Source organism: Natronobiforma cellulositropha (assembly GCF_025629245.1).
GTDB lineage: Archaea > Halobacteriota > Halobacteria > Halobacteriales > Natrialbaceae > Natronobiforma > Natronobiforma cellulositropha.
In genome coordinates, this window is sequence record NZ_JANZXN010000015.1 from 24,625 (window position 1) to 36,665 (window position 12,041).

General features: G+C 67.4%; 12 protein-coding genes. 7 read left to right on the forward strand and 5 right to left on the reverse strand.

What is annotated here, in order from left to right; translation table 11 throughout:
- Positions 1 to 69 precede the first annotated feature (69 nt).
- Both N0B15_RS05790 and asd read left to right on the forward strand, forming a co-directional pair.
- The gene (locus N0B15_RS05790; protein ID WP_263018593.1) at positions 70 to 1,053 is read left to right on the forward strand and encodes an aldo/keto reductase; all 984 of its coding nucleotides are present in this window, start codon (positions 70 to 72) and stop codon (positions 1,051 to 1,053) included.
- A 144-nt stretch (positions 1,054 to 1,197) separates the two neighbouring features.
- Complete coding sequence (asd, locus tag N0B15_RS05795) at positions 1,198 to 2,232, forward strand: aspartate-semialdehyde dehydrogenase (RefSeq protein WP_263018595.1); 1,035 nt, start codon at positions 1,198 to 1,200, stop codon at positions 2,230 to 2,232.
- Between the two features lie 105 nt (positions 2,233 to 2,337).
- Here the strand turns inward: asd and N0B15_RS05800 are convergent, their stop codons facing one another.
- Positions 2,338 to 3,837, reverse strand: coding sequence for an MATE family efflux transporter (locus tag N0B15_RS05800; RefSeq protein WP_263018596.1), 1,500 nt, complete (start codon positions 3,835 to 3,837; stop codon positions 2,338 to 2,340).
- Between the two features lie 150 nt (positions 3,838 to 3,987).
- Between N0B15_RS05800 and N0B15_RS05805 the strand changes: the two genes are divergently transcribed.
- Complete coding sequence (locus N0B15_RS05805) at positions 3,988 to 5,370, forward strand: NAD(P)/FAD-dependent oxidoreductase (RefSeq protein ID WP_263018598.1); 1,383 nt, start codon at positions 3,988 to 3,990, stop codon at positions 5,368 to 5,370.
- A gap of 345 nt (positions 5,371 to 5,715) precedes the next feature.
- On the opposite strand, the gene N0B15_RS05810 is transcribed toward N0B15_RS05805, so the two are convergent.
- The 3 genes from N0B15_RS05810 to N0B15_RS05820 all read right to left on the reverse strand — a co-directional run bounded on the left by N0B15_RS05810 (position 5,716) and on the right by N0B15_RS05820 (position 6,843).
- Entirely contained in the window at positions 5,716 to 5,934 is a 219-nt protein-coding gene (locus N0B15_RS05810) for a hypothetical protein (RefSeq protein ID WP_263019221.1), read from the reverse strand.
- 343 nt (positions 5,935 to 6,277) lie between these two features.
- Positions 6,278 to 6,616 (reverse strand): DUF7410 domain-containing protein, encoded by a 339-nt coding sequence (locus N0B15_RS05815; protein WP_263018599.1) that lies wholly within the window; start codon positions 6,614 to 6,616, stop codon positions 6,278 to 6,280.
- Positions 6,613 to 6,843: a DUF6684 family protein gene (locus N0B15_RS05820; protein ID WP_263018600.1), complete on the reverse strand. Its 231-nt coding sequence runs from the start codon at positions 6,841 to 6,843 to the stop codon at positions 6,613 to 6,615. Before N0B15_RS05820 ends, N0B15_RS05815 begins: the two co-directional genes overlap by 4 nt.
- Positions 6,844 to 6,993: 150 nt before the next feature.
- On the opposite strand from N0B15_RS05820, the gene N0B15_RS05825 reads away from it, so the two are divergent.
- From N0B15_RS05825 to N0B15_RS05840, 4 genes are all read left to right on the forward strand, one after another.
- Entirely contained in the window at positions 6,994 to 7,707 is a 714-nt protein-coding gene (locus N0B15_RS05825; protein WP_263018602.1) for a hypothetical protein, read from the forward strand.
- A gap of 117 nt (positions 7,708 to 7,824) precedes the next feature.
- Positions 7,825 to 8,841 (forward strand): thymidylate synthase, encoded by a 1,017-nt coding sequence (thyA, locus tag N0B15_RS05830; RefSeq protein ID WP_263018603.1) that lies wholly within the window; start codon positions 7,825 to 7,827, stop codon positions 8,839 to 8,841.
- Positions 8,838 to 9,380 (forward strand): dihydrofolate reductase, encoded by a 543-nt coding sequence (locus N0B15_RS05835; RefSeq protein WP_263018605.1) that lies wholly within the window; start codon positions 8,838 to 8,840, stop codon positions 9,378 to 9,380. The genes thyA and N0B15_RS05835 overlap by 4 nt, the downstream gene beginning before the upstream one ends.
- Positions 9,381 to 9,428: 48 nt before the next feature.
- Positions 9,429 to 11,606, forward strand: coding sequence for a thioredoxin domain-containing protein (locus N0B15_RS05840; protein WP_263018607.1), 2,178 nt, complete (start codon positions 9,429 to 9,431; stop codon positions 11,604 to 11,606).
- A 9-nt stretch (positions 11,607 to 11,615) separates the two neighbouring features.
- On the opposite strand, the gene N0B15_RS05845 is transcribed toward N0B15_RS05840, so the two are convergent.
- Complete coding sequence (locus tag N0B15_RS05845; protein ID WP_263018608.1) at positions 11,616 to 11,984, reverse strand: thioredoxin family protein; 369 nt, start codon at positions 11,982 to 11,984, stop codon at positions 11,616 to 11,618.
- Between the last annotated feature and the right edge of the window lie 57 nt (positions 11,985 to 12,041).

A 12,041-nucleotide genomic window follows, 5' to 3' on the forward strand; every position in this document is an offset into this window, starting at 1 on the left:
CCCACTTCGCACACCGGCAACCCCGTCGGCGACCTGAACCCATAGAAGGCTCGCCGCGAAGGGATGGGTATGGATACGCGACCACTGGGGACGACCGGCTGGAACGTGACGGAAATCGGTCTCGGCACCTGGAACGTCGGCTCCGACTGGGGCGAGGTGAGCGAGGCAGAGGGCAAGGCCGCGATTCGCGCCGCACTCGAGGCGGGCATCGACTTCCTCGACACGGCCGACGTCTACGGCGACGGCCGGAGCGAGCGTCTGATCGCCGAGGTACTCGCCGAGAGCGAGGCCGACCCGGTCGTCGCGACGAAGGCGGGCCGCCGTCTCGACCCGCACACGACCGCGGGCTACAGCCGGGAGAACCTCGAGCGCTTCGTCGACCGCAGCCGTGAGAACCTCCAGACCGAGACGCTCGACCTCCTCCAGCTCCACTGTCCGCCGACGGACGCCTACTACCGGCCGTCGGTGTTCGAGGCGCTCGAGGGGCTGGTCGACGACGGCAAGATCGCCCACTACGGCGTCAGCGTCGAGCGCGCCGAGGAGGGGCTGAAAGCCATCGAGTATCCCGGCGTCGAGACGGTCCAGATCATCGCCAACCCGTTCCGCCAGCGGCCCACGGAGCTGTTCTTCGAGGAGGCCGCCCGCCGCGATATCGGCGTCATCGTCCGCGTGCCGCTCGCCTCCGGACTCCTGACCGGCGCGCTCGACGCGGAGACGACCTTCCCCGAGGACGACCACCGCAACTACAACCGCGACGGCGACGCCTTCGACGTCGGCGAGACCTTCGCGGGCGTCCCCTTCGAGGTCGGACTCGAGGCGGTCGACGCGCTCGAGCGGGCCGTCCCCGACGAGTGGTCGCTGGCGCAGTTCACCCTCCGGTGGATTCTCGACCACGACGCTGTCTCGACGGTGATCCCCGGCTCGACGAACCCCGAACACGTCGCGGCGAACGTCGAGGCGTCGTCGCTCCGTTCGCTGACCGACCAGGAGCGCGCGGCGGTCCGGGACGTCTACGACGAGTACGTCCGCGAGCACGTCCACCACCGCTGGTGAGGCTCACGCACTCACGCCGTGGCTGAGTCCTGCGTCCTCGCCCGACGTTCGTGTCCCAGAGCGGCCAGCACGTCAAACGTTCCTGATAGACAATGTGAAACAAAACCCAAACGCCTTTGCGCCACCGATGCTGAGTCCTCGCCAATGACTGTACGAGTCGGTATACTCGGTGCGACCGGTGCCGTCGGACAGCGACTGATTCAGCTCCTCGAGCCACACCCGGACTTCGAAATCGCCGCGCTCACGGCGAGCGACGCCAGTGCGGGCGAAGCCTACCGCGACGTCGCGAAGTGGCGCGTCGATACGCCCATCCCGGACGCCGTCGCCGAGATGACCGTCGGCGCGACCGAACCCGACGCGGTTCCGAACGACGTCGATCTGCTCTTCTCCTCGCTGCCCTCGAGCGTCGGCGCGGCGGTCGAACCCGACTTCTGTGAGGCGGGCTACGTCGTCTCTTCGAACTCCTCGAACTCGCGGATGGCCGCTGACGTGCCGCTGATCATCCCCGAAGTGAACGCCGACCACCTCGACGTACTCGAGGTCCAGCGCGACGACCGGGGCTGGGACGGCGCGCTCGTGAAGAACCCGAACTGCTCGACGATCACGTTCGTGCCGACGCTCGCCGCCCTCACCGAGTACGGTCTCGAGCGCGTCCACGTCGCGACGCTCCAGGCCGTCTCCGGGGCGGGCTACGACGGCGTCACCTCGATGGAGATCATCGACAACGCCATCCCCCACATCGGGGGCGAAGAGGACAAACTCGAGACCGAGTCGAAACGCCTCCTCGGGACGTTCGACGGCGCGGAGATCACCCAGCACGAGATGGAGGTCGCAGCCTCCTGTAACCGCATCGCGACGCTCGACGGCCACCTCGAGAACGTCTGGGTCGAGACCGACGAGGACCTCTCACCCGAGGCGGCGAAGGCAGCGATGGCTGACTATCCCGCGCTCGACCTGCGCTCCTCGCCCGACCCGCTCATCCACGTCTTCGACGACCTCGACCGCCCACAGCCGCGTCTCGACCGCACCCTCGGCGACGGCATGGCGGTCTCCGCTGGCGGCCACCGCGAGTCGACGTTCGGTCTCCAGTACAACTGCCTCTCGCACAACACCATCCGTGGCGCGGCGGGCGCGAGCGTCCTCAACGGCGAACTGCTGCTCGAGAACGGCTACCTCTAGACCCTCGAGTACACGGCCGACGGTTTTTCGACGGACATCCCCCGAGAGAGGTCCGCCCTCGAGACCGCAGGCGACGGTCTCCCGACGGGCGGAGCCTGGATGGGATCAGTCGGCCGCGACCGCTTCGGGGCGGTACGACCGGCTAACCACCTTCCAGCGGCCGCTCGAGAACCGGGCGTAGACGACGGCGGCGGGAACGAGCGTCTCGAGGACGAGCGCGACGTAGAGCGCGCCGATTCCGAGGGCGGGAATCGGTCCCACGAGTGGGAGGGTGAGTGCCGTCGTGCCGAGGTAAGCGACCGGGAGCGCGAAGCCGTAGAGGCCGACGACGCGCGCGTAGAACGGCCACCGGGTGTCGCCGCTGGCGTTGAGCGGGCCCGAGGCACCGCCGTTGATCCCGTTGAAGATCACGCTGAGCGTCGCGACCTGGACGAAGACGGTCGTGAGCGCGAGTGCCTCCCCCGGTTCGACGAAGACGCCCGCGATGGGTTCGGCGAAGACGAACACGAAAGCGGCGATCACGAGGTAACACGCCAGCGTGATCCGGAGGACGTCGTCGCCGTAGGCTTCGGCTTCGCGTTCGTCCCCGCGGCCGAGTTCCTGGCCGACGAGGCTGCTCGAGGCGAGGCTGAGCCCCCAGTTGGGAGTGTCCATCATGCCGCGGATCCGCTGGGCGACGACGAAGGCGGCGACGACCTCGGGACCGAAGACGGCGATGACGGCGAGCAGCGGGAACTGGGCGGTCGACCAGGTGAGGTGAGTGAAGACGATGGGGGTCGAAATCTCGAGGAGGTCGCGCGTGAGCCGACGGTCGAGGTAGGGTCCCGAGAGCGAGATCGTGACCGGGAAGCGGCCGACGACGGGGAGGCTGCCACCGAGGAAGCCGTAGGCGAACAGGCCGGTGACGAGAACGTTCGCGAGCACGGAGCCGACCGCCGCGCCGGTGACACCCCAGCCGAGACCGAAGATGAAGACGGCGTTGAAGCCGATGTTGGCGACGGCACCGCTCGCGCGGACGACCATCGCGGTGTAGGAGTCGTCGACGCCGACGAGGGTACGGCTCCCGATCAGGTTGAGACCGATGAAGACCGTCGCGACGCTCATCACCTGGAGGTAGGTCCCCCCGTGGGTGCGCATCTCGGGGTCACTCGTGACGAGACCGATCAGTTCGTGCGGAAAGAGCAAGAAGACGACCGTCAGCGGGAGCGTCACCAGGGTAGTGACCCAGACGCTCTGTTTGATAACGAGGTCGAGTTCGTCGTAGCGCTCAGCACCGAAGCGCTGTGAGACGAGTGCAATCGTCCCGCCGGCGATACCGCCACCGAGCGTGCCCGCGAGCAGCGCGAACGGCGTCGCGATACCGACGCCCGCCACCGCGCCCGAGCCGAGGACCACCCCGACCATCGCCAGGTCCGCGACCTCCTTCGAGTTCGCCGCGATGCCGGTGACGATCCGTGGCCAGGCGAGCCTCGTCGTCCGCTCGGCGCGTCCCGCGTCGACCAGTCCGAGGCGAGCGAGGGCCGACCCGACCAGCCACAGTATCCCTTCGACGGGGTTTTTGAGGAGTCGGGCGAGCGAGCGGCGGGCGTATGGAGGTACTTTCATCGAGGGAGGTCGTCACGTCCGTGAGTACCACTCCACAGCCGCGGCCGCGATAGCTATTTCGATTCGAAACCACATTCGGCTGAAAGAGAACGTCACGCGAGACCGACCGGATCAGGCAGTTTAAGAGGGGTCACTGTGACCCAACGGAGTATGAGCAGCGAACGCGTTGACGTTGCGGTCGTCGGCGGTGGTCCCGCAGGCGCGTGTGCGGCCGAGCAGGCGGCCGCCCACGGCGCAGACGTGGTGTGTTTCGAGCAGGGGGTTCCCCGCGAAGACCGCGACGGTCTCGGGCCGGACTCGACCGACGCGGCGGGGATGCTCGACTACTGGATCGACATCATGGACTTCGAGTACGAGGAGATTCCCGACGAGGTCGTCCTCCAGGAACTCGAGACCGTCGACTTCGTGGGTCCGGAGTCGAAGACCGAACTCACCTCGACCGGAATCGAGGCGCGCTATCCCAAACTCGGCTACACGTTCCACCGCGCGCGCATGGACGACTGGCTCTACGAGCGAGCGCGCGACGCCGGCGCGGAGATCCGCGTCGGCACTAGCGTCCGTGACCTCGAGAGTGACCTCTCCGGATCGGCGCCGACGCACACGCTCTCCCTCTCGAGCGGCGACGAGGTCACCGCCCGCTACGTGATCCTCGCCGACGGGCCACAGCGTCGAGTCACCCTCGACGCGCTCGATCAGTTCATGCCCGCCGGAGAGAGCGTCTCCGAGTACCTCTCGCCGCCGACGGCGAACCACATCGCCTACCAGGAGTACCGCGAGTTCCCCGAGGAACTGTTCGAGACCGACCGGCTCACGTTCTGGTGGGGCTACATGCCCGGCGAGACCGCCTACCCGTGGGTGTTTCCCAACGACGGCACCGTCGCCCGCGTCGGACTCACGATGCCCATCGGGATGACGCTCGAGGACGTCGCCCACCCCGAGTCGTACAAACTGCTCAAGCCGAGCGACGACCGGATTCCCTCCGGTGGCGAGTACATCCGCCGACTGCTCGAACTCGAGTACGGCGACGAGTACGACGTCGAGACGGACTTCCCGCTGGTCGAAGACCGCGGGAAGTCGAGCGGCACCGAGACCTACCCCATCTCGTCGACGCGGCCGATCGAGTCGCCCGTACGCGCCGGGATCGCCGTCGCTGGCGGGGCGATGGGGACGACCTCCGCGTTCCACGAGGGCGGCTACCACGTCGCCGTCCGCACCGGAAAGATCGCTGGCCGACTCGCCGCCACCGACGGTCTCGACCACTACAACGAGGTCTGGAAGCGCGCGATCGGTGACGAGATCCTGCGTAACGTCACCTTCGCCGACTTAGTCGCCGACTACGAACCCGACGACTGGGACCGCGTCTTCGGGACGATCTCGAGTATCACCGGCTCCGGCTCTGCGAGCGCGCTCTTCGGGCAGAAGTACGCCTCCGGACTCAAGGCGACGAAGATCCTCACCGCCTACCAGCGCCGGAAGTTCTCCTACCGCGACGGCCGCTACGTCCAGTTGCGCGAGGACGAGTACGCGATCTGATCGGGGTCGGCGACGAGAAAGCGTTTTGAGGCTCGAGCACCGATTCCGGGTGCGTGCCTTTAGTCCCCGTCCGAGTCTACCCACACGGGTGCGATGACCACACGGCGAACCCGGGCGCGCGACATAAAAGCCGGAGTTCACCCGAACTTCGCAACGCCCGGCACGAGGGTTAGCCGACCGACGCGGCACGCCGCCACGGGATGAGGTCGGACGTTAGTGTTCCGGGTGACAGCGACACATTCTGAGACGCGTCTCGAGTTCGATACCGACGCGGTCGATGAACTCGTCTACTGCTTCCCTGCCACGCGACGGGTCTTCGCGGGTGTCGCCCCCCGCACAGCGTGGTCACTGCGCGACGATCATCCGATACCGCAACACCAGGTAGACGATCACGAGACCGAACACCCCCGCATAGAGCGTCGCCCCGCCGGACAGCGCGTAGGCGAGTGCGAGGACGTTGAAGCCGATGCCGAACAGGTAGACGAAGCGGAGCGGACTCGAGCCTCCGGCTGACTCCGCCTCGCTCACTTCGTCCCCTGCGCGCTCGTCGCTACGCTCGTTCATCCGTGAGTCGCGCCCGGACGGTCGTGGTCGCGGGCCGCGGTAGGCGTACTCGAGGCGGGACGACTGTATCGCACAGACATACTAGCCCTCGCCGGCCGGGGCGAATACGTATTGTGGTTCGCTCGAAGACGCGAGCGTGTCCACGGCGGGGGTTTAGGTCGGTCGCCGTCGTCCGTCCACTCGATGCATCGCCTCTGGAGTGCCCCGCAAACGCCTACTCGAGATGTCTGAGAAAGTCCTGTTCGGGCTGTTGCTCGCCCTCCTCGTCGTCCTGATGTTCCTCACCGGCATCGCGCTCATCGCCACGTGACCGACGCCGGTACCACCACGCGCGTCGCTCGCGTCAGGTGACGGCCGCGTAGGTGAGGACGAATCCGAAGTAGACCACGACGATGACACAGAGCGCGTAGAGTTTGTACCGGCGGAGTGCCTGCGCGTCCGCGGCGACGGCGACCTCGTAAGCTTCCCACTCGCCTGCACCGAGACGCTCGGGGTGTTCGAGTCCGCGGTGGAGCGCCAGATACCGCTCGTCGCTGAACGGACGCCCGCAGTAGCGACAGGTGCAGTTCGCGCGTTCCCGGGTCGTCGAGTAGTCCGTCGTGGATGGCTCGAGCGGGCCGCTCGCGGCTGGCTGTCCACCGTCGGTGCGGTCGGTCGAGGCGGGCCGGTTGCGCTCGCTCATCGGTCCGAATCGGTCGCCTGGAACGCGAGGGCGGTGACGTAGGTGACGGCGAACAGGAGTGCCGCGAGCGTCACGAGGAGTCCGTAGACGACGGCCAGTGCGAAGAGGTCCCAGCCCCAGGGGCGGTCGATGGCGAACCAGAGCGCGAAGAACACCAGGATGGCGAGCGGAACGAGGTTCCCCGAGATGTCGCGTACCGACCGCCGGGAGAGTCCGAGCGAGACCATCGCTCGGAGTCCACCACGGGCGCCGGCATAATGGTATCACGTGGCAGGTCCGCTTCGACGGGCGACCGGACGGCGAGAGGGGTTGCGGCAATCCGTGCAATTGCGGAGATATTATAAAAATATTTATGTGATACAGTGGTGCACACAGGTATGAAACGACGCGCCGTGCTCGCTGCTGTTGGAGCGCTTCCGGTCGCTGTTTCCGGCTGTCTGAGTGGGGACACACCCGAGAACGACTCCTCGAGTGGTGCCGGCGACGAGCCGTCGTCCAGACGCGAATACGACACCTGTGAGGCCGTCGCCGTCGAGTACGACGAACTCCCGGACCCCATCACGGCGGAGGTCGACGCGGCTTTCGACGACGGTTCGTACGAGACCAGCGAGTCACTGCTGTACGAGGAGGCCGTCGACAACGGCATGCCGCTGTGGCGGGAGGGGACGCCGTATCACCATCGCGTCGACCGCGACGGCGAGACGGCCGAACTGTCGTTCACCGAGTGGAGCGCCTACGCCTCGAGCGAGACGCTCGAGTTACACAACGAGGGCGGCGACACGGTGTCTGCGTCGGTGACTGTGACGAACGAAGCCACGGAGACGATCCTCGAGACGGGCGGCATCTCGCTCAGTCCCGGCGATGTACACACCGAACCGGTCACGAGCGAGTTCGGCCGTTACGAGGTCGATATCGCGGCCGAAAACGGTACCGAGGCGAGCGACGTGTGGGTGATCGAACCCGACCCGTCGGGCGCTCGAGAGACGCTCGAGGTGACAATTACGGGTCAAGCGGTCGACTTCGAACTGGTCGAAGAGCCACCGGAGAACGACGCGCCGTCCTGTGCCGAGCAGTGGAATGGCAGCGCCTGAGCCGGGCTGGCAGCTGAAACGGAGGTGACCCGTCGACGGATCGTATCAGAATTTTTGAGTGGGTCACCGCGGATCTGTATCAGTAGGATTTATCCCTTCGTTACCAAATGAGTGCCAATGCGTGAGTACCTGGACCTCGTCGACGCCGTCCTCTCGAGCGGCGTCTACAAGCCCAACCGAACCGGTGTCGACACGATTGCGGCCTTCAGCGAACACTACGAGGTCGACCTCGCGGACGGCTATCCACTGCTGACGACCAAGCGGATGGACGGCTTTCGCTGGAACTCGATGATCCACGAACTGTGCTGGTACCTCTCCGGCGCGGAACACATCCGCGAGTTGCGCGAGGAGACGAAAATCTGGAACGCCTGGGCCGACGAGGAGGGCCACCTCGACACCGCCTACGGCCGGTTCTGGCGGCGCTACCCGGTTCCGACCGCCGAGTCACGGCTACCGGGTGAGTCCTGGCCGGACGCGGATAGCCGGTGGGTGAACGAGGAGGCTGACGGCCGGCTGACGTTCGACCAACTCGAGTACGTGATCGAGACGCTCACCGACGATCCCCACTCGCGTCGCCTCGTCGTCAACGCCTGGCACCCGGCGAACGCCACCTGCTCGACGCTCCCGCCGTGTCACTTCTCGTTCGTCTTCTCCGTCCAGGGCGGGCGTCTCCACTGTCACCTGACCCAGCGATCCGGTGACGTAGCGCTCGGCATTCCGTTCAACATCGCCGCCTACGCGCTGCTCACGACCGTCATCGCTCAGCAGGTCGGTCTCGAGCCAGGACGGTTCGCCCACACCGTCGTCGACGCCCACGTCTACTGCGGGCGCGGCGAGCGCGGCGCGTGGTACGCGGAGCACCTCGAGCCGCTCCAAGAGCGTCTCGCGGCGGTCGAGACGCCCGCGGAGTATCTCGCGGTGCGCGAGTGGCTCGAGACCGAAGCCCCGCCGGAAGCCGAGGGCGAAGACGGGTTCGACCACGTGCCGAACCTCCTCGAGCAGTGTTCGCGCGAGCCACTCGAGCGCCCAACGCTCGCGGTGGCCGACGTCCCCATCGACGAGTTGCGCTACGACGACGTCGAACTGGTGGGCTACGAGTCACACGGCGGCCTGCGCTTCTCGGTGGCCGAATGAGCGCGAGCGACCTCGAGACGACCCTCGAACTGGTCGCCATCGCCGCCGTCGCGCGAAACGGGATCATCGGCGCGGATGGCGAGATGCCCTGGCACATCCCCGCGGACCTGCGTCACTTCATGCGCGAGACGACCGGCCACCCCGTGGTGATAGGACGGATCACCTACGAGAGCATCGTCGCGGGACTCGGCGAACCGCTTCCCGAGCGGACCTCCATCGTGCTCACGGGGCAGGATCCGGCCGCCCTCCCGCAGGCCGACGCGTCGCGCGTCGTCGTCGTATCCGGACTCGAGGACGCGCTCCGGGCGGCCGAGCGCGCCGCAGACGAGCGCCACGACGGCACCGGCCGGGCGTTCGTCGCGGGCGGGGCGACGGTGTACGAGCAGTTCCTGCCAGCCACGGATCGGCTCCTCCTGACGGAAGTCGACGCGACACCCGAGGGCGACACCACCTTTCCGGCCTGGGAGCGCGACGAGTGGCGCGAGGTCAGCCGTGACGACCGCGACGGCTTCGCGTTTCTCGAGTACGTCCGTCGGTGACGGGCCACCCCGGCGGGGCTTTTTATCGCGACGCCCGTAGTGGTTCATATGGAACCTCCAACTCAGCGCAATCGGCTCGCTGACGAGCACAGTCCGTATCTGCGCCAGCACGCCGACAACCCGGTCAACTGGCAGCCGTGGGACGAGGCGGCGCTCGAGACCGCCCGCGAGCGCGACGTGCCCATCTTCCTCTCGATCGGTTACTCGGCGTGTCACTGGTGTCACGTCATGGAAGAAGAGAGCTTCGACGACGAGGAGGTCGCCGCGCTGTTGAACGAGCACTTCGTCCCGATCAAGGTCGACCGCGAGGAGCGCCCCGACGTCGACAGCATCTACATGACCGTCTGTCAGCTCGTCACCGGCGGTGGCGGCTGGCCGCTCTCTGCGTGGCTCACCCCCGAGGGGAAGCCCTTCTACGTCGGCACCTACTTCCCGAAGCGACCGATGCGCGGCGCACCGGGCTTTCTCGACCTGCTCGAGAACATCCGGGACTCCTGGGAGAACGACCGTGAGGAGATGGAAAACCGCGCCGACCAGTGGACGGACGCCGCACGAAGTCAGCTCGAGGAGACACCGGACACCGGCCAACCGATCCGGCTGGAGTCGGGACCTGCGGTCCCGGAGCCGCCGGGCAGCGACCTCGTCGAGTCGGCCGCCAGCTACGCCCTGCGGGGGGCCGACCGCGAGTACGGCGGCTTCGGCTCCGACGGCCCGAAGTTCCCCCAGCCAGCGCGTCTCGACGCACTGTTTCGCGCCTTCGACCGGACCGGCCGGGAGACCTACCTCGAGGTCGCCTGCGAGGCGCTCGACGCGATGGCGGCCGGTGGTCTCTACGACCACGTCGGCGGCGGCTTCCACCGCTACTGCGTCGACCGAAGCTGGACGGTACCACACTTCGAGAAGATGGCCTACGACAACGCCGAGATTCCGCGCGCCTTCCTCGCGGGCTACCAGCTGACTGGCGAGGAGCGCTACGCGACCGTCGTCCGCGAGACGCTCACCTTCCTCGAGCGAGAACTGACGCACCCCGACGGCGGCTTCTACAGCACCCTCGACGCCGAGAGCGAGACCGAGGCTGGCGAGCGCGAAGAGGGGGCGTTCTACACCTGGACGCCCGCGCAGGTCGCAGACGCACTCGCAGACGAGACCGATGCGGACCTCTTCTGTCGGCGCTACGGCGTCACCGAGGCGGGCAACTTCGAGGGAGCGACCGTGTTGACCCTGTGCGAGTCGCTCGAGGACCTCGCCGACGCCGTCGACGAAGAACCCGAGGCGGTCGACGCACGGCTCGAGTCGGCCCGCCAGACGCTCTTTCTCGAGCGCGAGAACCGCCCTCGCCCGCCGCGCGACGAGAAGGTCCTCGCGGGCTGGAACGGCCTGCTGATCGCGACGTTCGCCGAGGCGGGCATCGTCCTCGACGCTCCCGAGTACACCGAGCGCGCCGTCGACGCCCTCGCGTTCGTCCGTGAACAGTGCTGGGACGACGAGACCGAGCGGCTCTCGAGGCGGTACAAAGACGACGAGAGCGGTGAGACCGCGGTCGGCATCGACGGCTACCTCGAGGACTACGCCTTCCTCGCGCGCGGCGCGCTGACCTGCTACGAGGCGACCGGCGACCTCGCTCACCTCGAGTTCGCCCTCGACCTGGCGCGGACCATCGAGACCGAGTTCTGGGACGAGACGCGCGGGACGCTCTACTTCACGCCCGAGAGCGGCGAGTCGCTCGTCACGCGCCCGCAGGAACTCACCGACCGCTCGACGCCCTCCGCTGCGGGCGTCGCCGTCGAGGTGTTGCTCGCGCTCGACCACCTCGCGACGGACGACTTCGAATCGATCGCCGCGACCGTCCTCGAGACGCACGCGAACCGCCTCGAGGCGAACCCGCTCGAGCACGTCACGCTCTGTCTCGCCGCCGACCGCCTGGCGACGGGCGCACTCGAGGTAACCGTCGCCGCAGACGAGGTGCCACCAGCGTGGCTCACACACCTCGGCGAGCGCTACCTCCCGGATCGGCTCATCAGCCGCCGGCCGCCCACCGAGGCTGGTCTCGACGCCTGGCTCGAGCGACTGGACCTCGAGAAAGCGCCAGCGATCTGGGCCGACCGCGAGGCGCGCGACGGCGAGCCGACGGCGTACGTCTGTCGCTCGTTCACCTGTTCACCGCCGGTTCACGACGTCGAGGACGCACTCGAGTGGCTCGCATCGGAGCCGGCGGAGAATCTGTAGAGGGGAAGTCTACTCGAGTTCGCGCTCGAGCTGGTCTGCGAGCCAGACGGCAGGCGGCAGCGCCTCTTTCTCGACGAATCGGGTGACCTCGTCGCCGTCTCGCTCGACGACGATGGTCGGGATGTACTCGATACCGTACTCCTCGACACCGGGTCCCTGTTTCTCCTCGTCCAGTGCGATCTCCTCGATGCGTTCGTCGGGGATGTCGGCGGCCGCGAGCGCCGCGCCGAAGTCGGGTAAGAGCGCGCGACAGTCCTTACACCAGTCGCCTGCCCACACCTTGTAGGTCAGGTCGTCGTGTGCGGCGAGCGTGTCGACGGTGTCCTCGTAGGAGGCTTCGTCCCAGGTCGGCGTCGGCCGCATCGTCTCGAGACTCATAGCCGGGCGTTGGCTCCCGCGTGGCTTAATCGCCTCGTTTGTGCGAGCGATCCGGCA

Excerpts from the sequence above, each read along its gene's own strand:
- N0B15_RS05790 (WP_263018593.1), top strand. The coding sequence starts at position 70 with ATGGATACGCGACCACTGGGGACGACCGGCTGGAACGTGACGGAAATC.
- asd (WP_263018595.1), top strand. The coding sequence starts at position 1,198 with ATGACTGTACGAGTCGGTATACTCGGTGCGACCGGTGCCGTCGGACAG.
- N0B15_RS05800 (WP_263018596.1), bottom strand. The coding sequence starts at position 3,837 with ATGAAAGTACCTCCATACGCCCGCCGCTCGCTCGCCCGACTCCTCAAA.
- N0B15_RS05805 (WP_263018598.1), top strand. The coding sequence starts at position 3,988 with ATGAGCAGCGAACGCGTTGACGTTGCGGTCGTCGGCGGTGGTCCCGCA.
- N0B15_RS05810 (WP_263019221.1), bottom strand. The coding sequence starts at position 5,934 with ATGAACGAGCGTAGCGACGAGCGCGCAGGGGACGAAGTGAGCGAGGCG.
- N0B15_RS05815 (WP_263018599.1), bottom strand. The coding sequence starts at position 6,616 with ATGAGCGAGCGCAACCGGCCCGCCTCGACCGACCGCACCGACGGTGGA.
- N0B15_RS05820 (WP_263018600.1), bottom strand. The coding sequence starts at position 6,843 with ATGGTCTCGCTCGGACTCTCCCGGCGGTCGGTACGCGACATCTCGGGG.
- N0B15_RS05825 (WP_263018602.1), top strand. The coding sequence starts at position 6,994 with ATGAAACGACGCGCCGTGCTCGCTGCTGTTGGAGCGCTTCCGGTCGCT.
- thyA (WP_263018603.1), top strand. The coding sequence starts at position 7,825 with ATGCGTGAGTACCTGGACCTCGTCGACGCCGTCCTCTCGAGCGGCGTC.
- N0B15_RS05835 (WP_263018605.1), top strand. The coding sequence starts at position 8,838 with ATGAGCGCGAGCGACCTCGAGACGACCCTCGAACTGGTCGCCATCGCC.
- N0B15_RS05840 (WP_263018607.1), top strand. The coding sequence starts at position 9,429 with ATGGAACCTCCAACTCAGCGCAATCGGCTCGCTGACGAGCACAGTCCG.
- N0B15_RS05845 (WP_263018608.1), bottom strand. The coding sequence starts at position 11,984 with ATGAGTCTCGAGACGATGCGGCCGACGCCGACCTGGGACGAAGCCTCC.